The 23,668-nt window shown below is 40.7% G+C and carries 21 protein-coding genes; 7 read left to right on the top strand and 14 right to left on the bottom strand.

All coding sequences use genetic code 11. The features are described from left to right. The 3 genes from E4S40_RS15725 to E4S40_RS15715 form a co-directional block, all read right to left on the bottom strand. Entirely contained in the window at positions 1-666 is a 666-nt protein-coding gene (locus E4S40_RS15725) for a CBS domain-containing protein (RefSeq protein WP_135076342.1), read from the bottom strand. Between the two features lie 81 nt (positions 667-747). Continuing rightward, on the bottom strand, positions 748-1,944 hold the full coding sequence (gene chrA, locus E4S40_RS15720; protein WP_135076339.1) for a chromate efflux transporter: 1,197 nt from the start codon (positions 1,942-1,944) through the stop codon (positions 748-750). 3 nt (positions 1,945-1,947) lie between these two features. Beyond that, the gene (locus E4S40_RS15715) at positions 1,948-2,925 is read right to left on the bottom strand and encodes an isopenicillin N synthase family dioxygenase (RefSeq protein ID WP_135076335.1); all 978 of its coding nucleotides are present in this window, start codon (positions 2,923-2,925) and stop codon (positions 1,948-1,950) included. 74 nt (positions 2,926-2,999) lie between these two features. Between E4S40_RS15715 and E4S40_RS15710 the strand changes: the two genes are divergently transcribed. The 3 genes from E4S40_RS15710 (at position 3,000) to E4S40_RS15700 (ending at position 5,738) form a co-directional block, all read left to right on the top strand. Beyond that, the gene (locus tag E4S40_RS15710) at positions 3,000-3,773 is read left to right on the top strand and encodes a hypothetical protein (protein ID WP_135076332.1); all 774 of its coding nucleotides are present in this window, start codon (positions 3,000-3,002) and stop codon (positions 3,771-3,773) included. A gap of 38 nt (positions 3,774-3,811) precedes the next feature. Continuing rightward, the gene (gene serS / locus E4S40_RS15705) at positions 3,812-5,083 is read left to right on the top strand and encodes a serine--tRNA ligase (RefSeq protein ID WP_135076329.1); all 1,272 of its coding nucleotides are present in this window, start codon (positions 3,812-3,814) and stop codon (positions 5,081-5,083) included. Positions 5,084-5,315: 232 nt separating this feature from the next. Beyond that, positions 5,316-5,738 carry a nuclear transport factor 2 family protein gene (locus tag E4S40_RS15700; protein ID WP_135076326.1) on the top strand — a complete coding sequence of 141 codons (423 nt, stop codon included), beginning with the start codon at positions 5,316-5,318 and terminating at the stop codon, positions 5,736-5,738. A 177-nt stretch (positions 5,739-5,915) separates the two neighbouring features. Here the strand turns inward: E4S40_RS15700 and E4S40_RS15695 are convergent, their stop codons facing one another. The 8 genes from E4S40_RS15695 to E4S40_RS15660 form a co-directional block, all read right to left on the bottom strand. Continuing rightward, the gene (locus E4S40_RS15695) at positions 5,916-6,941 is read right to left on the bottom strand and encodes a BF3164 family lipoprotein (protein ID WP_135076323.1); all 1,026 of its coding nucleotides are present in this window, start codon (positions 6,939-6,941) and stop codon (positions 5,916-5,918) included. 54 nt (positions 6,942-6,995) lie between these two features. After that, complete coding sequence (locus E4S40_RS15690) at positions 6,996-7,223, bottom strand: hypothetical protein (RefSeq protein ID WP_135076320.1); 228 nt, start codon at positions 7,221-7,223, stop codon at positions 6,996-6,998. 337 nt (positions 7,224-7,560) lie between these two features. After that, positions 7,561-9,012, bottom strand: a complete 1,452-nt coding sequence (locus tag E4S40_RS15685) for a hypothetical protein (protein ID WP_135076317.1) — start codon at positions 9,010-9,012, stop codon at positions 7,561-7,563. Next, entirely contained in the window at positions 9,009-10,205 is a 1,197-nt protein-coding gene (locus E4S40_RS15680) for a hypothetical protein (RefSeq protein ID WP_135076314.1), read from the bottom strand. The genes E4S40_RS15685 and E4S40_RS15680 overlap by 4 nt, the downstream gene beginning before the upstream one ends. A 4-nt stretch (positions 10,206-10,209) precedes the next feature. Next, positions 10,210-10,536: a hypothetical protein gene (locus E4S40_RS15675; RefSeq protein WP_135076311.1), complete on the bottom strand. Its 327-nt coding sequence runs from the start codon at positions 10,534-10,536 to the stop codon at positions 10,210-10,212. 211 nt (positions 10,537-10,747) lie between these two features. Further along, positions 10,748-13,564, bottom strand: coding sequence for an excinuclease ABC subunit UvrA (gene uvrA, locus E4S40_RS15670; RefSeq protein ID WP_135076507.1), 2,817 nt, complete (start codon positions 13,562-13,564; stop codon positions 10,748-10,750). A 214-nt stretch (positions 13,565-13,778) separates the two neighbouring features. After that, positions 13,779-14,444 (bottom strand): hypothetical protein, encoded by a 666-nt coding sequence (locus E4S40_RS15665; protein WP_135076308.1) that lies wholly within the window; start codon positions 14,442-14,444, stop codon positions 13,779-13,781. 76 nt (positions 14,445-14,520) lie between these two features. Next, entirely contained in the window at positions 14,521-15,096 is a 576-nt protein-coding gene (locus E4S40_RS15660) for a Crp/Fnr family transcriptional regulator (RefSeq protein WP_135076305.1), read from the bottom strand. A 156-nt stretch (positions 15,097-15,252) separates the two neighbouring features. On the opposite strand from E4S40_RS15660, the gene pnuC reads away from it, so the two are divergent. Genes pnuC through E4S40_RS15645 form a run of 3 tightly spaced genes read left to right on the top strand, consistent with a single transcriptional unit; the run spans position 15,253 to position 17,941 of the window. Continuing rightward, the gene (gene pnuC / locus E4S40_RS15655) at positions 15,253-15,870 is read left to right on the top strand and encodes a nicotinamide riboside transporter PnuC (RefSeq protein WP_135076302.1); all 618 of its coding nucleotides are present in this window, start codon (positions 15,253-15,255) and stop codon (positions 15,868-15,870) included. Further along, complete coding sequence (locus E4S40_RS15650; RefSeq protein ID WP_135076299.1) at positions 15,857-16,387, top strand: AAA family ATPase; 531 nt, start codon at positions 15,857-15,859, stop codon at positions 16,385-16,387. The genes pnuC and E4S40_RS15650 overlap by 14 nt, the downstream gene beginning before the upstream one ends. A 6-nt stretch (positions 16,388-16,393) precedes the next feature. Continuing rightward, positions 16,394-17,941, top strand: a complete 1,548-nt coding sequence (locus tag E4S40_RS15645) for an arylsulfatase (RefSeq protein ID WP_135076296.1) — start codon at positions 16,394-16,396, stop codon at positions 17,939-17,941. A 17-nt stretch (positions 17,942-17,958) separates the two neighbouring features. Here E4S40_RS15645 and E4S40_RS15640 read toward each other — a convergent pair whose 3' ends face one another. The 3 genes from E4S40_RS15640 to E4S40_RS15630 are packed head-to-tail and all read right to left on the bottom strand — an operon-like array spanning position 17,959 to position 22,172. Beyond that, a complete protein-coding gene (locus tag E4S40_RS15640; protein ID WP_135076293.1) occupies positions 17,959-18,996 on the bottom strand; it encodes a metallophosphoesterase family protein in 1,038 nt (345 codons plus the stop codon). A 33-nt stretch (positions 18,997-19,029) separates the two neighbouring features. Then, entirely contained in the window at positions 19,030-20,109 is a 1,080-nt protein-coding gene (locus E4S40_RS15635) for a serine hydrolase domain-containing protein (protein WP_135076290.1), read from the bottom strand. Continuing rightward, a complete protein-coding gene (locus tag E4S40_RS15630) occupies positions 20,106-22,172 on the bottom strand; it encodes a S9 family peptidase (protein WP_135076287.1) in 2,067 nt (688 codons plus the stop codon). Before E4S40_RS15630 ends, E4S40_RS15635 begins: the two co-directional genes overlap by 4 nt. A gap of 137 nt (positions 22,173-22,309) precedes the next feature. Here E4S40_RS15630 and E4S40_RS15625 point away from each other — a divergent pair, with 137 nt between their 5' ends. Beyond that, complete coding sequence (locus E4S40_RS15625; RefSeq protein WP_135076284.1) at positions 22,310-23,647, top strand: glucuronyl esterase domain-containing protein; 1,338 nt, start codon at positions 22,310-22,312, stop codon at positions 23,645-23,647. The last annotated feature ends 21 nt before the right edge of the window (positions 23,648-23,668 follow it).

Genomic DNA, 23,668 nt, shown 5'->3' with positions numbered 1-23,668 from the left:
CTAAATATCTAAAAATCTCAGCAAGTTACCGATTCGGTCTTCTTCACTGCTGATTTGGGTTTCTTCTTGGTAATGGTCTAAAATTTTGTAGCCAAAGCGCTCTAAGGTGGCTTTAATATACCGCAACTCAGGCTTGTCAAGCTTGAGGGTCAATTTGATTTTGTTTTCATCAAGCGGGTCACTGCTGATGAAAGAACTCAAAATTTTAGTGTTCTCGGTTTCAGCCAAACGGGCAATCTCAGCTAAGCTGTAGTCTGTCATATTCATGGACAAAACCAAAACAGATCCCTGGGATTGGATAGAAAGACTGTCAGCGATAGCAGCAATGGCATCTTCCATGGTGACTACTCCCATGTAAGCCATTTCCCGATCCAAGACTGCTACGATATTGGAATCTTGCTCGGAGCTTACCCGCAGCACATCGTAAATATGCTGATCTGAATACACCCAGCAAGCTGGCATATCCAAGGAAATTTCTTCAACCTTTGCATCAGGATTATTCAAGTCGAAGATGGTCTCTTCACTCAAAAAACCTAGGAATTTTCCTTTGTCAACCACAGGCAGAAAGTTGGTACGAATCTCCTGCATCCAGCCCAAAGCCATCTTAGCCTGATCGCTTAGCTTGAGTGGAGGGATGAGATTATTGATGAATTCGTAGGCCTGCATGAAGGAAAGATAGGAAATGATTTGAAATGTTAAAACGTACTGAAGCTTAATCTTGTTCCCCAGACCGAAATTCTGAGTTGATTAAAACAGCCAATTATTAAGGATTCCAAGCAAAATTCCGCCCAAAATGATCCAGGGAGAGGAGATTTTGGTGAATTGTAAAAGAGAATAGGCGCCTAGGATCATGAGAATGTTCAAAAAATTGGCTTCCAAAGGCTCGAAAAGCAAATACGCCGCAGCGATTAGCATTCCGCATGAAACGGCATTGATTCCCTCCAAGGCAGCTCGTACGGGCCGATATTTTTTAAGTTGATCCCAAAACCGGATCACAAAGAATATCATGAAAATCCCCGGAAGAAAGATCCCCGCCGCAGCAATTAAGCCTCCTGTTAAGAATCCGATTAGACCATATTCCCTCATGGAAAGAGCTCCCACGAAAGAAGAAATACTAAAGGTTGGGCCAGGGATTCCCTGAGAAATTGCATAACCTGTCAAAAATTCTTCCGAAGAAAGGAAGTTTTTGAAATCTACAAATTCGGCATACAGGTACGGTACTAAGACTTGTCCTCCTCCGAAAATCAAACTTCCATTTCGATAGAAATTCTCAAAAAGCAATACGGGTTGGTATCGGGTCAAGGCACCCAAAACAGCAGCAAGAATCAATACTCCTCCCCATAAATAAAAATTTGCCCATTGAATTCTTAGAGGCTCATCTTGTTCTAGTTTAGGCTGTTTTTTATACTTGATGGAAGTGCTCAGTCCGCCGATCACCAAGAGCACTGGGAAAACAAATGGGGAACTGTAGAAAAATGCCACAAAGGTGGAAATCAAAACCAAAACCATGGCTTCGGTGGTTTGAACCATTTTACTGATGGTTTTTTGCGCAGCAAAAATGATAAAACCAATCGCCATAGGTTGAATGAATTTGGCGAAGTTGAGGGCATCCGGGCTGGCTTCCTGCAAAAAATAAATCAAAGCAGCTGCCGCTATCATGATCAAGGTAGCTGGAATGATCCAAACCAAAAGTGCCAAATAAGCTAGATTTGGTCCTCCCACTCGAAAACCGATAGCCGAAATCAATTGAGTGGATGATGGGCCGGGGAGCATATTACAGAGTGCATTGAGCTCCCAGAGCTCATCTTCGGTGATGTAGTTACGGACCTTTACCATTCGCTCGAGAAGCATGGCTAAAAATGCTTGAGGTCCACCAAAAGCAGTAAGAGAAAGGGCCAGAATGTCCTTCAGAAATAAGTAATATCTGACCCTTTTTATTGACATCGCTTATTTTCTCAGTCCCAATTCACGAAGTCGCTCCTCTAAGAATTCTCCTGCTGTTGCATCTGTAAACTGCTTCGGGTTTTCATCGCTGATGCAGCTTTCCAAGCAGGTCAAATCCATTTCTGAACGTGGATGCATAAAGAATGGGATTGAAAATCGACTGGTATTCATCAATTCACGCGGTGGGTTGACTACGCGGTGAATCGTGGATTTCAGTTTTTTATTTGTCAATCGCTCTAACATATCTCCTACATTCACCACCAACTGATCGGGGAGGGCGGTAATTGGAATCCATTTTCCGTCTTTACGTAGCACCTGTAATCCATCAGCACTTGCTCCCATCAATAAGGTGATCAAGTTGATGTCCCCATGCTCGGCGGCACGTACTGCATCCTCAGGAACCTCCTCAGGGTTTTCGATAGGGAAATAGTGGATTTGGCGAAGAATGGAATTTCCATAGGCAACTTTATCCTCAAAGTAATCCTGAGGTAGGTCCAAGCTTATTGCAATTGCCTGCAACATGGATTTTCCTGCTTTTTCAAGCGTTTGATAAGCTTCAATTGCCACATCTTTGAACTCAGGGACTTCTTCCGGCCAAACATTCTCCGGATATTCCTTTTTCACGGGATCTTCATCGGGGATGAAGGAAAGTTCCTGTCCAACATGATAGAATTCTTTCAAATCTCCGGTATTTCTACCTTTAGCATGCTCTTTTCCTTTTCCGGTATAGCCTCTTTGATAACCGATTTCAGGTCTTTCATATTTAGATTTTACTTCATCAGGAAGAGCAAAATATTTCTTAATGGCAGCATAAAGTCTGTCCTGTAAGTCTTGGCTTAGTCCGTGGTTTTTGATCGCTACAAAACCAATATTTTCGTAGGCTGCGCTCAATTTCTTGACAAAAGCCGCTTTCTGTTCGGGTGTGCCCGAGGTGAAATCCGCTAAGTCTAGGCTTGGAATTTCATCGAAAAGGATGGACATATTTTAGTTGATTTAGATGATAATGAGCATAATTTTTGTCCAAAAATAATACCTTTAGTTTCAAATCCCTCACTATGAAAAAAAACCTGTTTGCACTTTCCATATTGGGCTTAGTATTATTTTCTTGTTCAGAAAATCGCAAGAAGATCAATGAACAGGTCGTTGGACCAGCCCAAGTTGATTCAGCTACGGTAGTCAGCACGAGTCCAAATGTAGCCTTTTTTCAATACGAGGAATTGCCGGACTATCCGGATGCTATCTTGGAATTGTTTACTCCTTTGGGCAATCAGATTTTCAAGCCTGGAAAAGTCCCATTTGAGTTCAATATCAAAAATTACCCTTTTGAAGAAGAAGCTTCAAATCGATTCAAGCTTTTTATGGTCTTGAATAATAATGATCCAATTGGCTACCGAAGCCCAATCTTTCAGCAAGAATTAGAGGAAGGAACTTATCGGGTAGTTGCTTTTTTGGTAGATGAATCAGGATTTGCCTTGAAGAATTTTGGGAATTACGTAGACCGTGATTTTCAGGTGGGTGATTCTAGACCCTTTCCCTATTCTGCTGAGCCGTATTTGGCAGTGAATTATCCAAGAAATCAAGAATTGATTGAAGATGGAGAAGAATTGGTGGTGGACTTTTTGGTTTTGGGTGGAGATATGAAACTTGATGATCTCGAAGTGAAAATCGAAGTAGGTGACTATCATTATGAGATTGATCATATGGCACCTGTTCGTGTGGATAATCTTCCCTCAGGTGAATATCAGGTGAAAATTTCTCTTTTAAGAAAAGATGGAACCGAGCTGGAAGGACCATTCTCTTCGGTTTCTAAGACGGTCCTTGTCCGATAAGTCCTTATCTTTGTGCCTCAAAAATTCCAAAAGTATTCATGCTATTAGTTAATCATATTCGTGATCAATTTGATGTGGTTTTGGCTGGCTTGCAAAAGCGGAATTTCCCTGATGCATTGGCGGTATTGAATCAGGTGCTTGCACTCGATGATCAGCGAAAAACTACTCAAACCCAACGGGATCAGCTTCAGGCCGAATCCAATAGCATTTCCAAGGAAATCGGAATGCTCATGAAGTCTGGAAAACGAGAAGAAGCAGAGCAAATAAAAGCCCGAACTGCCCAGCTCAAGCAGGAAATCAAGGACTTGGATGATCAAAACTCCAAAGCTGAGGAAGAATTAAAAGCCCTTCTATATACAATTCCGAATATTCCTCATTCTTCTGTTGCTTCAGGAAAATCTGCAGAAGACAATGAAGTTGTTTTGGAGCATGGTGTTATCCCGAACCTTGGTGAGGATAAATTGCCTCATTGGGAGCTGATCAAAAAATATGACATCATTGACTTTGATCTAGGGGTGAAAATCACCGGTGCAGGCTTCCCTGTCTACAAAGGAAAGGGAGCAAGATTACAGCGAGCTTTGATCAATTTCTTCTTGGATGAAGCCTTGAAAGCTGGGTTTTTGGAAGTACAGCCGCCTATTTTGGTAAATGAAGACTCTGGCTATGGGACAGGCCAACTTCCGGATAAAGAAGGGCAGATGTATCATGCTACTGCTGATAATTTATATCTGATTCCAACGGCGGAAGTACCTATTACCAATTTGTATCGGGATGTGATTCTTTCGGAGGAGGATTTACCGATTCGAAATGTAGGCTACACGCCATGTTTCCGACGGGAAGCCGGAAGTTGGGGCGCGCATGTTCGGGGTTTGAATCGATTGCATCAATTCGACAAAGTAGAAATCGTACAAATCACGCATCCCGATAAATCCTATCAGGCATTGGAAGAGATGATTTCCTATGTACAGGGATTATTGCAAAAGCTGGAGCTCCCATATCGAGTGCTTCGACTTTGTGGAGGAGATATGGGCTTTACTTCTGCTTTGACTTACGATATGGAAGTATTCTCAGCGGCTCAGGAGCGATGGTTGGAGGTGAGTTCTGTTTCCAATTTTGAAACTTACCAAACCAATCGTCTAAAATTGCGATTCAGAGGCGAGGATAAGAAAACCCAATTGGCTCACTCGCTGAATGGATCAGCTTTGGCTCTTCCACGAATTGTAGCTGCTATTTTGGAAAATAACCATGGACCGGATGGTATTCAAATGCCAAAAGTCTTGCACCCATATTTGGGATTTGATAAGATTTAATTGACGATTTGGGCTGGCAGCACATTATAATTTAAAACCACATAGAAACATAAGTAGCATAGTAGATACTGGCTGGAAATAAGAGGTTTAAGCTTTAGTTTTCGGTCAAGAACGGATATCAAAAAGCTATGTGCCCTATGATTCTATGTGGTGAAAAAAAAGACATAGCGACATAGAAAATAGAGTTGATTAGGGCTGGGATTGAGCGTTCTCCATTTAACCATTTCAAACAATGAAAAATATCCTTGTTCTATTTTTTCTGATCCTTATCTCGGGTAGTGTTTTTGCCCAAGAGCAAACAGATCGGGAATTGATTCAAGCTACGGTTCAAAACTACTTTGATGGGATGATTCAGCGAGACCGATCCAAATTGGAAAAGGCTTTTTTGCCGGAGGCAAGATTGATAGGATATAGAGGAGAAAATCTGACTATCACGGATTTTGAAACTTGGGCAGAAGGAACTGCTAAAGGAGATCCTCGCGATCCAGCTGCACATAAAAATGAAATCGTATCCATTCGAGTACAAGGGAATACTGCTTCAGTTGAAACTGAATTGTATTGGCCAGGAATCTATTATTATGATTTTCTTACACTTATTAAGGTAGAAGGCAAGTGGAAGATTGTACACAAAAGCTGGTACGAGCGAAAACTTTAAACTTTAGCTTGCCTCTTTTAGGTAAAACTCTCCCGCAGATACTTCGGCAGTGTAATTTTACATTTACCGTATTAGCTATCTCGAAAATAATTTAATGGGTACTTTCTAAAGTAGCAGTGAATAATGAAATTAAAAGTTCAAAAATTTATCAAGAAATTCCTTTTAAACTGAATTAAATTACTTAAACAATAAAACTGGGTTGCTTAAAGTAAAATTTATACCATATATCATATTGTTTTCATCAATAGTAAAGTCGGAAATATAATTATCTAAAATTAACTTTTCCAAGGACTGTGTTTTTGTATCGAATACATGAATTTCATTGCCCAATAAAACTATTTCCTCGTCTTTGATATTTGTTCCAGAATAAAGTAAATAGAATTTCCCATCTTTTTCTTTTATGCTGATATACTGGAAGTTTCTTTCCTTATCCCATCTAAATCTACCCGTTGACTCTATAAACTCATCTTTATATTTTGGTTCTAGGTAGTTGAAGAATTCTTTTCTGTTTAATGTTTCTAAATTATATAAGGATATTCTTTGTTCATATAAATTACCTTTCAATAAATATTTTTTGTTAGTTGATATTCCAAATTTCCCTTCAAGTTGTATTCCAAAGAATTTACTAGGTAGGTTTGGGAATTCAACTTTTTCTGAATAATAAAAAAGAGTGTCTATTACATTGGAATTTTTAAAATTGATTAACTCCATATCTTTATCAAGTGATATTCCAATAAAAGATGATTTAAAAGGAAATATAGGGAAAATCCTTTGGCCGTTCGATGGTAACGTTTCGGTAATTAATTTTAGTTCTTTAAAATTAGACCTTTTGAAGTCAACCAAATTAAAATATTTTACAGAATTTGAACCTCCGTCCTGTATATAAAGATTTGAAGTAGTATGATCTAGATAGAGGCTTATTGGTATTTGAATTTCTTCTGGACCATCTCCAAAATTAATTCCTTTATAAACTGTTTCTCCAGTGGATTTATCAATTATTTGAATTACATGTTCATTTCTAAAATTTAATAGAATTAGATAATCTTCAAAAGATTCTACAAGATAAGCGTAATTGATTAATTGATTCTTCAATAAAGGTGTTCCATATTTATAAGTAATTTCACTTGTAACAAAAATATTCCTTTCTTTAGATGATTTTGTACATCCGAAAACAACTAATAGAATGATAATAAATTTTTTCATAATTTATAAAGAATAGGGAACAAATAAAATTTGTTCCCTATTTAAAATTTTAATTTAACTTTCTCTTCTACCCCAAATTGTTACAATATCCTGGGCATAAATAAAGGAACAAGCCACATTTATTTTTTCTGTACAATTTTTATCCCTGCAACTTTCGAAATTTTTATTGGGTCCTGCATCACAAGGGTTTTCTTCTCCTGCTAAAGATTGAGCTATATTTTCAACTGGGGAAATAAAAAGACATAGTAGTCCTAAAGCTGTCACGCCTATTAATTTTTTCATTTTTCTAAGAATTAGATTTAAAATTTGATTTTCAAAAGTTTAGGCCTAAAACTATTTTCTCCTCCAAGATAAAAAAATGAAACTTAGTTGTCAAGAAAAAAAACGAGTAAAAAATTAAATTTAGTTATAACTTTTTGAAAAACAGGAAAATAAAATTTTAATCCGGAGGTAATTTTTTTGAATTTAGCCAAGGATTTAATCTAATTCCTCTTAGGCTAATCCTTCTCTTAGATACTTAGCGGTATAATTTCCCTCTTCCTTTGCCAAATCTTCTGGGCTTCCTGCAAAAGTCAAATGTCCTTGCCTCAGGTACTAAATCAATGACTTAACTTTTTTCTTATTTATCCGATAATTTTTCGCTTATTGATTTCAATTGAGGAATAAGCTTCGAAATATAATCTTTGTAATAAGCTAAATCTTTCTCCTCAGGAATTAATCTTTTTCCAGAGTTGGCTTGAAACTGTTCGTAAAGGCTGATTTTTGAGCCTAGATCCCTTTTAATTTGATTTAATAAATTAGGATTCACCAAAGCATGGGAATACCAATATTCGGGATCATAAGCAACCATGCTTTCCAATCCCACAAAACCAAATCCTTTTTCCAGCGACGCTAAATCTTGTTTGGACTGAACAAACTGAAAGTCCTCGAAAAGAATTTTCTCCACAATCGTGACTTCCCTTCCTTTTCGATAAGGTCTTGGATTTCCGATATTGATGGGACCGAAAAGTTTAGCTTTTAATTCTACCTCGCTCACAAAGACTTTGTCACTAGAATTTTCAAAAATGACTGAAAGACAACCTCCCATCTGCCGTTCTCGCCCATTTCGGTTTTTCGGAAAGGCGATGTAGTTATACTTGGAGAAGTTGATAGAGATACTTTCTACAGATTCTCCTGCATCATCCAAAACGATTTTTCCTTCTCCTATGAGGAATAGGTCTGAATTTGCCTTTACGCGCTCCTCGTCTTTTGATTTAAACAGGATGATTTCTTTTCCATTTTCCAAGTCATACTGGAAATCGTAGAATTTGAGATTTGAAGAGGATAAAGGCCAAGAATATTCAAAAGCATGCAATAATTCTCTCGCATAAAAAGGCTTTATAAAATACTGATCTGACCTTTCTGTGCTGGGTAAGGTATTCCTTGCAGGAATCGTATCTCCTATCGTCCAGTCCCAATGATGACTTCTCCTCAGTTCTAGGGGCACTAGAAATTGGTAAGCGCTGCCTCCTTCCCACCCTGCTTGGACAAATTCATAGGGCTTCCATTTTTGACTCTGATAGTTTAGAGAAATGCCACTCGCTTCGAAAAAATCCACATACTTTTCATGCTGTTGGACAGCATAATAACCCCTGAAATTTGATAGGAATGCCTCCTTGTTAAAAGCAGGCTCAAAGCTTTTATTAAGGTTTTTGAGCTGATCGATAGGGTTATGAAAGGATCGGATTTCAATACTTTCCAGTTCAATTTCGACCCTTTCTAGAAGAATTACTATTTCTGCATTTGGCTCGACCTTGAAGGCCTTGTCTTGGTAAAATAAACTTCGGATAAAAAATGTGATCCCTTCCTCCAAGGTGATATTTCCAATGCTATCGGTTATTCCGTAAACAGTTCCATTCTCAGTAAATATGGGTAAAAAAGGAACGGGGCTTCTTTTTTCATTTTCACCCTTTTCCAGTATGGAATACTGATGCTTCTTTTGCCCAGATTCTTGACCATACAAGGATTGTGAACCCAGAAGTAAGGCTGTAAAAGTTGCAAAAGTTGACAAAAGAAGGGTTGACGTTTTCATTCTGATAATTTCAATCTATAGACGACAATCTTTTCTTCCCGTTCAAATTGCTTATTGTATGAGCCGTAGAGGTATGGTTCCTTGTATCCGAAGTAATTAAAACCCTTCGGAACAGCTTGGTCCAAAAGCAAGGTATCATTTCTGTAAAGCTGAATCCCATCTTCTATCGCGCTGTTTTTAGTATAACCTCGTACCAATAGCTCTCGCTCCTCAATAAAATCTAAAGTAGTATAGTAGTTGACTTTTGGGCGAAGTTCTTCCCGGCCTAGATCAAACTCAGTCACATCCAAAGCGTTCAGATCAGGGTAGTTGGTCATCATGTCTTTACCAGAATGACCAAATGCATACTGAAGCATGCCATCAGCTGTAAACTTGTACAACAGGCTGTCTGCCTCAAAACCCTGAACAAAAAAACGGTTTTCAATCGGAGCAACCGCAGTTCCCATCAAATAGGATATAAAATTACTTTCTGAATAAATAGGTGGATAGCCTCCTGAGATTTGTATTTTCCCATTGCTCAAATCAAGTATTCCTAGGTTTTTGGCTTCCTCAAAGTAACTTTTATTTAGAATGTAATTGTAATCGGGATGGGTAGAGGATATCTGAATTATCACTCTCTCCTCTCCAAACCAGGAAGGTTTTTGAAATTCATAATGGAGTTCGTAAATGCCTGAGTATTCCGGTTTGGGGTTTTTCAACAATTCATCATAAGGAGTATTTTCATGGTAAAAGTCCAAGTTGCCTGTTTGGGAAATAGTCCAGTTCTTATCGACGACATAATAGTCATAACTACCGCCTAAAAGGAAAAGCCCCTGATCTCCAGGAGCCATTGCGACAAGTCCTCCCTTGATTTGATTTGGTCCTTCTCCGGTACCCATTTGTGTTTCTTTTAGGCTCAGATCGTCTGAAAAAACATAAAATATTCCAGTTTTTTTATCTGCGAGAATAATCTGGCCATTAAAAATTTTCCAAATTCCACTTCCTGAAAAAATGACCTCTTTATTCTCAAGAGAATCAATATCTAAGGAAATATTGCCGATATCAGCACTTCGATGATATTCGATCTCTTCTCCATTAAATTTCACAATTTCAGATGGAGTACAGGATAATGACATACTGAAAATAAAAGCCCCGATCAAAAACTGCTGTTTTGATAAAATTGACATTAAAGAAGCAAAATCGAGGCTTTTCATAACTTTAACAATTAATAGAATATAAACCGCAAATACCCTGTCCGGATTCAAACTCTGCACATTTTGGTCTTAGTGAAATATGATTTCCTGATCCACAAATTTTGTTTCCGTCATCATCATTTTTACACCGACATTTTAGAGTATTTGAATCAGGTATTTCTGGTAAATCTATATCACCTATACTTTGTGCCATGGTAGAGACCTGAAATAGATTGGAACCAAGCTGAAAAAGAGGACTTTCAGAAGAAATGTTAAATGGTATTCCAAAAGTGAATAATACCACAATGGAAAACATGAAAATTCGAGATTTTTTGACGAGTTCCTTTTTCATTTTTCTCTGTTTTAAGTAAGAAAATTGATTAATCGAGAAAGTTTAGGCCTAAAACTATTTTCTCCTCTAAGAAAAAAAATGATGCTTAGTTGTCAAGAAAAAAAACGACAAAAAATTAAATTTAGTTATAACTTTTTGAAAAACAGGAAAATAAAATTTTAATCCGGAGGTAATTTTTTTGAATTTAGCCAAGGATTTAATCTAATTCCTCTTAGGCTAATCCTTCTCTTAGATACTTAGCGGTATAATTTCCCTCTTCCTTTGCCAAATCTTCTGGGGTTCCTGCAAAAGTCAAATGACCTCCTTTGTTTCCCCCCTCTGGACCCAAATCGATCACCCAATCGGCAGAACGGATCACTTCTGTATTATGCTCAATGATAATTACCGAATGACCCTGATCGATCAATGCATTGATGCTGTGTAAGAGCTTGCTGATATCGTGGAAGTGAAGTCCAGTAGTCGGTTCGTCAAAAATAAAGAGCACCTGATCACCGGATTTGGTACCACCTTTTCCAAGGAATGAAGCTAATTTCACGCGTTGAGCTTCCCCTCCGGAAAGGGTATTGGAGCTTTGTCCCATCCCGATATAGCCTAATCCAACTTCCTGCAAAGGTTGAAGCCGATTGATTATTTGGGTTTTTCCCTGAAAGAATTCCATCGCTTCGTCTATGGTCATTCCCAAGACCTCGGAAATATCCTTGTCCTTGTATTTCACATCGAGGATTTCATTCTTGAAGCGTTTTCCCTTGCAGGATTCACAGGTTAGGTGGATATCTGCCATAAACTGCATCTCCACAGTAATCGTCCCCTCTCCCTGACAAGCTTCACATCGGCCTCCGTCTACATTGAAAGAGAAAAATGCAGGTTTGTATCCTCGTTGCTTAGAAAGTGGCTGATCTGCAAAAAGTGCCCGAATGGCATCGTATGCCTTGACATAGGTGACAGGATTGGATCTGGATGATTTTCCAATCGGATTTTGATCCACAAATTCCACTTGGGTAATCCGCTTGTAATCCCCTTCAATTCGGTCGTATTTTCCACTCTCATCAATGACGGTTCCGAGCATTTTGCCTAAAGCAGGATAAAGAACTTTTTTGATCAGCGTAGATTTTCCAGAACCGGAAACACCTGTCACGACGGTTAAGGTGTTTAGCGGGAATTGTACGGTGAGATTTTTCAAATTATTCTCTCGAGCCCCTTTGACGATAATGGAGTCTTTCCACTTTCGGTTGCCATTCTTTTTCCAGATTTGCTCTTCTCCACGAAGGTATTTGGCGGTATGCGTTTGGGCCGAGGCCATCAAATCCTGAATCGATCCTTGGAATAATAATTCCCCGCCGTGTACTCCGGCATCAGGTCCGATGTCGATGATTTGATTGGCAGCTTTCATGACTTTTTCCTCATGCTCCACCACAATAACGGTATTTCCCATATCCCGAAGGGACTTAAGTACTCCTACCAATCGATCCGTGTCCCGTGGGTGCAACCCAATACTCGGTTCGTCCAAAATGTACATGGAGCCAACCAATGCAGAGCCTAGGGAAGTTGCCAGTTTGATACGTTGATACTCCCCACCGGAAAGGGTAGAAGTCAATCGATTCAGCGTCAAATATCCAAGTCCAACCTGATCCATAAATTCCAATCGACTGACAATTTCCTTTAGCAGCCGGTTGGCCACTTTAGTCTCATGATCACTCAGCTTTAGATTTTGAAAAAATTCCAAAGCCTCATCAATAGGCATCAAAACTAAGTCTGTAATTGACTTTCCATCGATTTTGACATACGCAGCATCCTTACGCAAGCGAGTGCCACGACATTCCGGACAGGTAGTTCGGCCACGGAATCGGGAGAGCATCACCCGATATTGGATTTTATGGGTTTTGGTTTCGAGTTCTTTGAAAAAGTCATTCAAGCCCCGGAAATAGGAATTTCCTGTCCAGAGTAATTCTTGATCCTTTTCTGTCAGTTCATTATAAGGACGATGAATTGGGAAATCAAATTCGATTCCTTTTTTCAATAGCGGTTCCACCCAAGAGCGTGAAGTCTCTCCCCGCCAAGGAGCGATCGCTCCCTCGTAAACGGAAAGTTCCTTGTCTGGAATTACCAAGTCCGGATCAATTCCTAATACACTTCCAAAACCTTCGCAGCGCTTGCAGGCACCATAAGGATTATTGAAAGAGAAGAAGTTGACCGAGGGAAGCTCGAAGCTCATCCCGTCCAACTCGAATCGGTCGGAAAATTCACGGGTTTCTTGGTCTGGGATTGTGATTTTACAATCTCCATGTCCTTCGAAAAGAGCCGTTTGTACCGAGTCAGCTATCCGGAACTGATTGTCCTCATCGTCTTTTCTCACAGAGGCTCGGTCGATCAGAATTTCATAATTTCCCTTCGGGATTTTTTTCTCTTCCAAAAGATCTTCCACAAAATAAGCATCTCCATCAATCAGGATTCGGGTATAGCCTTTTTGTAAAAGTAATTCCAGCTCCTGTTCGATTTTCCTTCCCTTGGCTACTTGGAGCGGACAGGAAATCATGACCTTGGAACCTTCCTCAAAGGATAAAATAAAGTCCACAATATCCGTGACGGTATGGTGCTTGACTTCATTTCCTGAAATGGGCGAAAAGGTCTTTCCCACGCGGGCAAAAAGTAATTTCAAATAGTCGTAGATCTCGGTAGTCGTACCAACTGTGGAGCGCGGATTTTTGGTAGTGACTTTTTGTTGGATTGCTATAGCTGGAGCTACTCCCTTGATGTATTCGACCTCGGGTTTTTCCATTCTTCCGAGAAACTGACGGGCATAGCTGCTCAAGCTTTCCACGTACATGCGCTGGCCTTCTGCAAAAAGGGTGTCAAAAGCCAGGGAAGATTTACCTGAACCAGAAAGTCCGGTGATAACCACAAAGTTGTTTCTCGGTATTGCAACACTCAGGTTTTTTAGGTTATTGACCCGGGCGTTTTTGATAATGATGAATTTCTTTGGATCGAGAGATTCGAGGTCTTTTGTATCAGTCAAGGTACTCAAAGTCATAGCTGGCAAAGTTAATGAGGAAACCCAAGAAGTCATGGGAAAGTTTGATACACTGTATTCGCATTGCAAGTAATAAATACTAAACAATCTTAATTCGTTTCCTTCACTGCGAGACCTGCAGGGCGAAGCAGTCTCCCAGATTTAGAGGTAACTTTCAAGAGATTGCTTCGTTGTCGTTCCTCTTACTCGCAATGACGGCCAACTTTGACTTTCCTCAAAACTCCCACCTTGTAAACACCCCAAAGTTTTGGGCAGTCTGCCTTTCTGTTCCGTATGCATCCCAATTAGCGCCGATTCCAAATCCGAGTGGCCCTTTTTTCAATCCCGCTCTTAGGTAAAGAAAGCTTCGCTTATGTGCAGTTTCAGAGATACCCTGAATGTACATCAACTGTATTCTCGAGTAAATAGACCAAGTGTCATTTAATCGGGGTTTGTATTCATAAATTCCAAAAATTTGTCCATTGGCCCCCTGATTTGATAGCATATTGACAAAAGTCAATGCAAGGACTTCACGATTGGCAAAGACATGTTGAACACCGGCCATTGGCATGAATCCTACTTTTGAATTGGCTTCTGCCCCTGCAGCCAAGCTAAAACCACTTTTCCCGAGCTTGTAAGTTACCTGTACGGGTGCCACGATAGAGTTTCCCAGCGTTCGTTCCCGATCATAGTTTTGTGCAAAAATACTGATTGCTACCAAACTGAACTTGCTTGTTGGGCTGAAGCTCCGCTTGACGATCAGTTGAAAATCCAGTCGCTCATTTCCAAACATGATTTCAGCTGGAATTGGGGTATGGGAGGTTTGAGCTTTTGCTAGTTTAGAAGAAGAAACAAAGACGGCTAGGTAAATGAGGGCTTTTAGAATGGGCTTTAGTTTCATTTTGGATGTTTTTAATATAGAATCCAAAACTACTGGAGCTGTGCCTCCCAAACATTGCTCTAGATCAATGTTTTAGCTAGAGTTCAGCTTTTAGCCTACTCAGAGTAAAAGGTGTAATTCCTAAATAAGAAGCAATCAACTTACTCGGTAGTCGAGACAGAATTTTCGGGTATTGTTCGAGTAGCCACTTTAATCTTTCAAGTGCACTGTAGCTTTGAAAATTATATATTCTCTTCTGAGAAGTGATGTAAGCATTCTCAAGCATATTTCGATAAACTCGGTTGATAGGAGGAAGGCTTTCGACCAAATCTAAAAAAATGGATTTGGGGATATATAAGAGTTCGGTTTTTTCATTTGCCTGAATATACTCTTCGGATGGCATACCGGTAATGAAACTGGTAAGATTGGTGGCAAATTTGTTTTCAAACGCAAAGTAGCGGATCATTTCTTCTCCTTTCGGATCCACTTTGAAAAGTCTTAGGGAGCCTTTCAGCACAAAATAATTGAATTTGCATATTTCTCCTTCTTGGAGCAAAAACTCATTTTTTTTGACTTTTTTGAAATTGAATGAATGCTCAATTTGGTCCTTTACCTCTTTGTCCAAAGGATGAAGATTTTCGATGTATAAATGAAGAGGGCTAAATTCGTTCATTTTTAAGATAGCGTGACGATGGAAAGGGGGTATGCCCCTTCCTACAAGATATTCACCTTTACTGGATTCACCTAAATTAAACTCTGGCAAAATTTTACCCTACTTTACCACTTTCACACTTTCACACTTTCCAACTTTTATCCTTTTCTTCGCAACATGGATTTTCAATTTTTCATCGATGGACTGTCCGAAGGCCTTAAAGCTATGACTTGGCTGGAAGGGATAGCTGTATTTTTTGGAATTGCTTCGGTTTTTTATTCCATGCGGGAAAATATTTTGGTGTATCCGACTGGCATAGTTTCCACACTGATTTATGTATGGATTTGCCTTCAGTACAAGCTCTATGCGGACATGGGAATCAATGCCTATTATTTCAGTATGTCCATCTATGGTTGGTATGTGTGGACTCATCCTAAAGAAGATCAGCAAGTTCTTCCTGTCACTTGGCTCAAACCTTCAGGCTGGGTTACTTCTGCTTTGATTTTTGTGGCTTCCTATGGGATTCTTTCTTTTGTACTCAGCAATTTTACAGATTCAGACGTGCCTTATTGGGATTCATTCACCACTTCCTCTGCTTTTGTTGGGATGTGGCTGATGGCAAGAAAAAAAGTAGAAAACTGGATTTTTTGGATCATAACTGATTTGGTTTCTGTTCCTCTTTATTTTTACAAAGGGCTGATTTTAACGTCTTTTCAGTTTTTATTTTTTACCGTTTTGGCAATAATGGGCTTATTTACCTGGATCAAATCAGCTAAACACTATGCCGAATCCTAAACGCGTACTCATTTTAGGACCGGAGTCCACCGGGAAAAGTACCTTGGCCTCTGATTTGGCGGTTCATTATGATGAGCCCTGGGTGCCGGAATTTGCGCGAGAATATCTCGATATGCTGGATCGGGAATATGATTTTGGAGACCTTTTGCGAATTGGGAAAGGTCAAATGGCTTTGGAGGATGAGAAAGCGAAAACAGCCCAAAAGTTGCTCTTTTGTGATACGGATTTGCGGGTTATACAAGTCTGGTCTCAGCATAAATTCGGAGAAGTTCATTCTTGGATTTTGGAGGAATTGGAAAAACGTGCCTATGATTTGATTTTGCTGACAGATATTGATTTGCCTTGGGAGCCTGATCCTTTACGGGAGCATCCCGAACCTGAAATGCGGGAATATTTTTTGAATTGGTATGCAGATATCGCAGCGAAAAGTGGTTTTCCTTGGGAAAAAATCAGTGGTTCGCGTAGCCAACGCCTGGAAAAATCCATAGATTTAATCCAAACCCACCTCTTAAATTAATTCACTATGACCGCACGATTTCTTCTCGCGTTTTTGTTTTTGGGACTTTTTTCTTGCGAAAAAGCCGAACAAAAACCTCAAAAACCCAATATTGTCCTGATTCTTGCCGATGATCTAGGATATGGAGAAGTAGGATTCAACGGTCAAAAACTGATCAAAACGCCAAATATGGATGCTTTGGCAGCGAGCGGAAGGATTTTCACTAATCATTATACTGCGGCTCCAGTTTGCGCTCCTGCGAGGGGGATGATTTTAACAGGTTTGCACAGTGGGCATGCTTACATTCGGGGCAATGATGAGTGGCGAGAGAGAGGAGAAGTTTGGGATTATGCCAAAGCTGCTACAGATCCAAATTTGGAAGGGCAACGACCACTGCCAGCTGAGACTTTGACGATTGCCAAAGTGCTTCAGCAAAATGGATATAAAACTGGAATTGTGGGTAAATGGGGTTTGGGAGCTCCTTTGAGCGAAGGAATCCCAACCAATTTGGGTTTTGACTACTTCTTTGGATACAATTGTCAGCGGCAAGCTCACAATCTCTATCCGCCGCATTTGTGGGAGAATGAAGCAAAGGTCTCACTAAACAATGAGATTGTCGTTCCAGGGACGAAATTGGATGAAGGTGCAGACCCCATGGATCCAACTTCCTATGCTCGCTATCAGCAAGAGGAATATGCTCCTGAAGTGATGCATGAAAAGGCTTTGACTTTTTTAGAGGAAAATTCAGATCAGCCTTTTTTCCTCTATTATGCGTCTCCATTACCGCATTTGCCTTTGCAGGCCCCACAAGATTTGGTGGAGGAATATGTGGAGATTTTTGGGGAAGAAGCTCCTTATGATGGTTCGAAAGGCTATTTCCCAAACCGCTATCCTCGGGCCACTTATGCTGCCATGATTACCTTGCTCGATCAGCAAATTGGAGAACTTCGTCAAAAGGTGGAGGAATTGGGGCAGACTGAAAATACCATTTTTATCCTAACGAGTGACAATGGCCCTACCTACACGGGAGGAGTGGATTTTGACTTTTTTGAAAGTTCTCAGCCATTTAGCAATGGTTATGGGCGGACCAAAGGCTTTATTTATGAAGGTGGAATTCGGGTTCCTATGGTGGTGAATTGGCCTGGAAAAGTTCAGTCCGGTTCTTATTCCGATCATATTTCTGCTTTTTATGACCTCTTCCCAACACTCTGCGATTTGATTGGTGTTGATACTCCTGAAAATCTTGATGGGATGAGCTTTTTGCCTGCGATCTTGGGAAAGGAACAAAAACCGCATGAATTTTTGTATTGGGAATTTCCTGAATATGGAGGGCAGCAGGCTGTTCGGATGGGGAAATGGAAGGCTGTTCGCCAAAAGCTGAAGGAAGGGATTGTCAAAACAGAATTGTATGACTTATCACTTGATCCTTTGGAGGAAAATGATCTAGCAGAAAGTTACCCTGATATTGTTGCCCAGCTGGAAGAAATCATGGTAAAAGAACATCAAGAGTCTTCCATTGATCGTTTTAAATTGGAAGCGCTAGGTGATCAACTCAATGCTGATTCAGGAAGTTAAGGGGAAGAAATTCCAATTTACTTTTTCTCAAAAACCAGCGTATCTCCATCAGAGGGGATATGACCTGTTTTATCTAAAATCCCTTCCATCAGCAAATTGGCAATAGAAACGCCCTCTTCATCCACTGTCACCCAAAGGAAATGATCCATGGATCTTCCGAGGGAGTTGTTTTGAACTCCTCCGGTAGTTGCCAGATTGATATAATCCATTCCATTACGCTCAAGGTATCGGAATGTGTGAGTATGCCCATTGAAAACGGTATAATTTCTTCCCTCCAGTGCTTGTTCCAATTCGAAAAAACGCACGTTTTCTGGATTTTCCCACATGGGTTTATGCATCATTAGAAAAGTCCATTTTACATCCGGGTTTTTCTGAAGCACTTCTAGAAAGTAATTCATCTGATCTTCACTGATGTTTCCAAAACTTCTTTCAGGTAGGTTGGCGTATTCGGTTTGGGCATAAGCTTCCCGACCTTGTTCATCCAAGACCCTTATTCCCTCATTTCTGATTTTTTCAATCTCATCATTTCGCTCTTTTCCATGGTCCTCACTGTCTAGAACTAGGAAAAGAGTGTTTTTATAAATGAAGTGATAGTAATTTTTTCCATACCGTTCCTTCCAAATCCCCTGAGCAAAATTTCCTGTCAAGTCATGATTTCCTCCGGTGTAAAAAACCGGGGCTTTGGCGGCTTCAGTACGGGCATCAAAAGAATCCCATTGCTGATCCCAACTTGCAGAATCCGGTGCTCCGCCTTCAATCAAGTCCCCTACATTGACTATCAATTCTGGCCTCATCAGATTCAGTTGAGCGATGGCTACCTCATAGATTCTCGGCCTTTCTCCACCCGTTAAATCACTGTGTACAGCGAAAGAGAATTTCTCCGAATCATTATCAAATGTCTCTTTAGTCCAAGGTGTATTTCCGGTATCGACATCATGGGTGAAAATCGGGGGAGGAGTATTTTCTTTTTCCTGGCAAGAGAAAAAGGATGTCAATCCAACGATTGTGAGAAGGATGAGGATTTTAGGACTGTGCTTTGTGGAGAACGTTTTCATAGGAAAAGAGGAGAATTTGGTGGTAAAAAGGTTTTACCATTTGTAGAGTGAAAGGGTGGCGGCTTCTACCAATTTCATTTGATCAGGATGGTAATTATTGTTGAGGACGATGATGGTTTTATTTTCTTCAATGAAACGCACAATAATGGTTTTATAGCCTGGGTTGTCTCCTGTGTGCATGACCATCTTTCCAAATGGGCTTTTGGGTTCGATATCCCAACCGAAACCGTAATAGCTCCGCGTCCCATCATTCAATCTGAAAGGTTCAAAGGCTTCCTGAAGGGTTTTCTGACTGATTAATTTTTCACTATAAAGCGCCTGATCCCATAACAACAAGTCTTGGGCTGTGCTGCTGACTCTTCCCGGTCCTTTTCGATTGCCAAGCCAAACGGTGTAATCCGAAGAATGGAAGCGATTGGCATTGATGTAGTTTCCATTTTCATCCTTCAGATGACCTGCTGCGAAATTGGGAACTTGAGCTTTTTCTTCCAGACTTCGAATACTTGTGTTTTTCATTCCAAGTGGCTCAAAAATCCAATCTTTAGAAAGCTCTACAAAGTCTTGCCCAATCGCTTTTTCCACTATGCTTCCTAAAAGCACATACCCGGTATTACTGTATTGGTATTTTTCTCCGGGTTCAAAAAGTTTGGGAGGACTATACTTTCGCAGGTATTCCAAAATTTCCGGATTTCCGGCCACTTTGCTTTTATCCCAATGTTCATCCATGATAGCTTGGTAATCCGGCAATCCAGAAGTATGCGTCAATAAATGCCTTATGCTGATTCCTTTGTAGGGAATGTCCAGGTATTTCTCTACCGGATCATCAAAATCCAACAAGCCCTTTTCCTTGCAAAGCATGATCATCATTGCGGTGAACTGCTTGGAAACGGAAGCCATTTCAAAAATATCATTAGTCTCTAAGGGAATGTTTTCCTCGAAACTCCGCATACCAGTTGCTTTTTCAAATAGGATTTCTCCATTTTCGGCGACCAATACAACTCCCGAAAATCCATCGGTGGAAGCCCGCTCAAATGCATCCTCGAGCAGTCGCTTTTGCGCAAAAACGGAGAGTGCCGAAAAAAAGGCTAGGATTAATAATATCTGTTTTCTCATGCTTGGATTTGTCTTTTAATAAATTCGATGGCGGCTTCATAGGCTTTCACCCAATTGCGGTGAAGAATGAAAGAATGCACTTCATCAGGGAAGACTAACTGCTCGACGGTAACCCCCTGCTTCCTAAGGACCTCAGCTAATTCCACCGATTCAGAAAAAAGTACATTTCTATCATCGTCACCGTGAATCAGCAAAACGGGATCCTCCCAATTTTCGACATAAGCCATAGGGGAAGATTGAAAAGCCAATTCGGCCATTTCAGGGAATTTTTCAGGTTCGTACCAAGGAGCGAAAACAGGAATATCCTGATTCCAATTATGAACACCATGAATATCCACTCCGGCTAAGAATTTCTCCGGTGCCTGGGCCAAGCCATGCGCAGTCAAAAAGCCTCCATAACTTCCACCCCAAGGAATGATTTTTTGGGAATCCACATCAGGTCTAGCTGCGAGGTAATCCGCTGCAGCAAGCAAGTCTAATACTTCACTGGCTCCTCCTGCTCCATAATTTTCTTCTTCTCGAAAATCCATCCCATAACCTATCCCACTTCGATAGTTCAGAGTCAAAGCGATAAACCCATTCGCAGCGAAATATTGCTGTAAGGCATAGGCATTGCTATAATATTGGGAGTAATTAAATCCCAAAAGCATCTGTCTTCGACTTCCTCCATGAAGGAAAATAACTGCGGGATATATTTTATTTGGGTCGTAATTGGGTGGAAGGAAGAGCTGGGCTCTGCTTTTAAACCCATCGGAAGCTTGGATATCAAGGCCGATAGGAGTCACTAGATTTTTGGGGAAATTTTCTGGGAATAGTTCCTCCGCCAATAGCTTATCCTGATTGTAATACCGAATCACCGGCCAAGCAGGTCGGGTGGCAGTCGCTGAAAGATAAGCTAAGCCATTTTCTATCCGGACAGGAGTCCAGTTGATGTTTCCTTTTTCTGAAAGATCCTCCAGATTGTAAGAAGTTAAATCGAGTCTATAGATTTTTCTCCGTTCGATGTCTCCGATATTGCTGGTAATCAGTAGCTCATTTTTCGTAAAGGAAGTATTCACCTTTTCCACAAACCCTTGTCCTTTTGTCAAGTGTTGAACTTCCCCATTGGAAGGATTGACAGCATACAATTGAACCCAGCCATTTTTTTCCCAAGGGAAAACCAAGGAGCCGCTTGGTGTCCACCAAATTCGATCTGATTCAGCAGGAATGTCCCGAACCACGACCGAGCCTTTTCCGGGATCAGCTCGCCAAACCTCTTCAGCCAACATAGTTTCAATATTTAAAACCCGAATGCTCCAAGGATTGGCTTCCTTGTGAGAAGTGAAAGGAAGTTTGTTGTTAACATTCGGTATGCGCAAGTAGGCAAGTTTTTTCCCATCTGGTGACCAAGCCGGATAGCGGTCATGATCAAGGCTGGTTTCTGGGTAGCTGAGTGTTTGTTTTTCTTTATTCCAAAGCCCGATGTAAGAGTGATCTCCGCGATTGGAAACGAAAGAAATCCACTTTCCATCCGGCGAAAAAGCATAGGAGCCAATCGAACCTCTAGCCTGAAAAACCTTAGAAGAAGCATTCTCTGAACCTATTTGCAATTGATGTAAATCCTGCCCTTTTCGGAAAATAATAAGTTTGGAATCCGGCGAAAATACGGGTCCGCTTCCCTCGGATAAAAGCTTTTCTTGCCCGCTTTGGAGGTCAATCATATGAATTTTAAAATCCGTGTTTTCCTGAAGTTGTGCAGGATTAGCTGCTTCACCCGCAGAGTTTTTTGAATTTCCCCGAACGTAAACCAGGTATTTTCCATCAGGAGAAAAAGTCAAGGGACCGATTCCGACCCCAATATCTCCGGAATAGGAAGTTAAGGCTTCAGCTTTGAAATCTGGGGCTTTGGCAAAAAAGATATTCCGCTCACCTTCGGAATTAAATATCCAAGCGACTGCTTTTCCATCTGGGCTTGCGGTTAGATCTGTGGGGAATGGGGCTGCGAGGTATTCGGAAATGTTTTGTGATTTTCCAGAGATAGTCAGAGACAGGAAAACCAGTGCGAGGAAAAAGATTTTCTTCATAGTGCTAAGTGTTTCAGACAATTTAGCGATCTGTGGAGGGCTTTCAAAGTCCAAGTGATTCAGAAACTTCCACTGATCAAATCTTTTGTTTTTTTCAAGCCAAAAAATGTAGATTCCCTATTCAAAACAATAAACCCATGAGTAGAATTATCACCATTTTTTGCCTTTTCATAGGAATTTCTTGGGGGACTCAGGCGCAGTTTTCCCAAGCGAGTCGAGATTCAATTCAAAAGCTGAGTCGGGCAGATCATCAATTGATGATGGAAATGCTCGGCATAGAAAGTCTTCGACCCGGACCTTCGGGGAACCCTTCAGCTCCCAATGCAGCAAACTCGGATGAAAGCAAGGCTAAAACTTATGAATCTGTACCCGATCCTCTGATTTTTGAGAATGGGGATCCAGTAAAGTCAGTGTCAGATTGGGAGAAGCGAAGGGAAGAACTATTTGAACTCTTTGACCGGGAAATGTATGGGCGAAATCCCGAGAATTTGCCTTCCGTGACTTGGGAATTGATATCGGAAAAAGATAGTCTAATAGGAGATGTGGAGGTAACCTATAAAAATCTTAAAGGCTGGGTGGATAACTCCTCTTTTCCTTCCATTTCCGTTGCCATCGATTTTGAATATGCACTTCCAAAAAACAGTACTGAAAAAGTTCCTTTGGTTATGGAGTTTGGATGGAGGTGGCCTCCTGGAATGCGTAGACCTCCTGCTCCTCCCGGGCCAAGTTGGCAAGAATTGGTGTTGAAGGCTGGATGGGGTTTTGGAATCATTATTCCAACTAGCTATCAGGCCGATAATGGAGCTGGACTTCGTACTGGGATGATTGGCTTGGTGAATCAAGGCAATCCCCGAAAATTGGATGATTGGGGCACCCTCAAAGCTTGGGCTTGGGGAGCGAGTAGAGCTTTGGATTATTTAGAAACCGATCTCTCAGTAAATTCCGAAAAGGTGGTCATCGAGGGACTTTCCCGTTACGGAAAAGCTGCTTTGGTGACGATGGCTTATGACCCCCGCTTTGCAGTTGGGTTGATTGGATCCTCTGGGGCCGGCGGTGCCAAATTACTTCGTAGAACTTTTGGTGAGCAAGTAGAAAACTTAGCCAGTTCAGGTGAATATCATTGGTTTGCTCCCAATTTTATCAAATATGCAGGACCTTTGACTCCTAATGATTTGCCCGTGGATGCCCATGAGTTAATTGCGCTTTGTGCTCCTCGACCAGTATTTATTTCGGTCGGTTCTCCCGAAGTAGAAGGGCAATGGATAGATGCAAAAGGGATGTTTGAGGCGGAAGTATTAGCTGGACCTGTCTATGAATTATTGGGTAAAAAGCCGCTTCCGACGGAGCAGTTTCCTTCGATACAAACATTTTTAAAAGAAGGGGACTTGGCTTTCCGTCAGCATGAGGGAGGACATACTGTGGGACCTAATTGGCCTTATTTTATTGAATGGGCGAGGAAGTATTTGGACAATTAGTATAGGTTTAAGTATCAAATA

The sequence above is a fragment of the Algoriphagus kandeliae genome (genome assembly GCF_004571135.1).
GTDB classification, from domain to species: domain Bacteria; phylum Bacteroidota; class Bacteroidia; order Cytophagales; family Cyclobacteriaceae; genus Algoriphagus; species Algoriphagus kandeliae.
Note: the sequence above shows the minus strand (reverse complement) of the source record. Positions and strands in the feature narration are given on the sequence as shown.

What these genes read in the sequence shown, in the direction of transcription:
- E4S40_RS15685 (WP_135076317.1), bottom strand. Translation starts at nt 9,012, where the DNA reads ATGAAAACGTCAACCCTTCTTTTGTCAACTTTTGCAACTTTTACAGCC.
- chrA (WP_135076339.1), bottom strand. Translation starts at nt 1,944, where the DNA reads ATGTCAATAAAAAGGGTCAGATATTACTTATTTCTGAAGGACATTCTG.
- E4S40_RS15650 (WP_135076299.1), top strand. Translation starts at nt 15,857, where the DNA reads ATGCCGAATCCTAAACGCGTACTCATTTTAGGACCGGAGTCCACCGGG.
- E4S40_RS15710 (WP_135076332.1), top strand. Translation starts at nt 3,000, where the DNA reads ATGAAAAAAAACCTGTTTGCACTTTCCATATTGGGCTTAGTATTATTT.
- E4S40_RS15660 (WP_135076305.1), bottom strand. Translation starts at nt 15,096, where the DNA reads ATGAACGAATTTAGCCCTCTTCATTTATACATCGAAAATCTTCATCCT.
- E4S40_RS15715 (WP_135076335.1), bottom strand. Translation starts at nt 2,925, where the DNA reads ATGTCCATCCTTTTCGATGAAATTCCAAGCCTAGACTTAGCGGATTTC.
- E4S40_RS15665 (WP_135076308.1), bottom strand. Translation starts at nt 14,444, where the DNA reads ATGAAACTAAAGCCCATTCTAAAAGCCCTCATTTACCTAGCCGTCTTT.
- E4S40_RS15640 (WP_135076293.1), bottom strand. Translation starts at nt 18,996, where the DNA reads ATGAAAACGTTCTCCACAAAGCACAGTCCTAAAATCCTCATCCTTCTC.
- E4S40_RS15635 (WP_135076290.1), bottom strand. Translation starts at nt 20,109, where the DNA reads ATGAGAAAACAGATATTATTAATCCTAGCCTTTTTTTCGGCACTCTCC.
- E4S40_RS15625 (WP_135076284.1), top strand. Translation starts at nt 22,310, where the DNA reads ATGAGTAGAATTATCACCATTTTTTGCCTTTTCATAGGAATTTCTTGG.
- uvrA (WP_135076507.1), bottom strand. Translation starts at nt 13,564, where the DNA reads ATGACTTTGAGTACCTTGACTGATACAAAAGACCTCGAATCTCTCGAT.
- serS (WP_135076329.1), top strand. Translation starts at nt 3,812, where the DNA reads ATGCTATTAGTTAATCATATTCGTGATCAATTTGATGTGGTTTTGGCT.
- E4S40_RS15695 (WP_135076323.1), bottom strand. Translation starts at nt 6,941, where the DNA reads ATGAAAAAATTTATTATCATTCTATTAGTTGTTTTCGGATGTACAAAA.
- E4S40_RS15700 (WP_135076326.1), top strand. Translation starts at nt 5,316, where the DNA reads ATGAAAAATATCCTTGTTCTATTTTTTCTGATCCTTATCTCGGGTAGT.
- E4S40_RS15645 (WP_135076296.1), top strand. Translation starts at nt 16,394, where the DNA reads ATGACCGCACGATTTCTTCTCGCGTTTTTGTTTTTGGGACTTTTTTCT.
- E4S40_RS15680 (WP_135076314.1), bottom strand. Translation starts at nt 10,205, where the DNA reads ATGAAAAGCCTCGATTTTGCTTCTTTAATGTCAATTTTATCAAAACAG.
- pnuC (WP_135076302.1), top strand. Translation starts at nt 15,253, where the DNA reads ATGGATTTTCAATTTTTCATCGATGGACTGTCCGAAGGCCTTAAAGCT.
- E4S40_RS15725 (WP_135076342.1), bottom strand. Translation starts at nt 666, where the DNA reads ATGCAGGCCTACGAATTCATCAATAATCTCATCCCTCCACTCAAGCTA.
- E4S40_RS15690 (WP_135076320.1), bottom strand. Translation starts at nt 7,223, where the DNA reads ATGAAAAAATTAATAGGCGTGACAGCTTTAGGACTACTATGTCTTTTT.
- E4S40_RS15675 (WP_135076311.1), bottom strand. Translation starts at nt 10,536, where the DNA reads ATGAAAAAGGAACTCGTCAAAAAATCTCGAATTTTCATGTTTTCCATT.
- E4S40_RS15630 (WP_135076287.1), bottom strand. Translation starts at nt 22,172, where the DNA reads ATGAAGAAAATCTTTTTCCTCGCACTGGTTTTCCTGTCTCTGACTATC.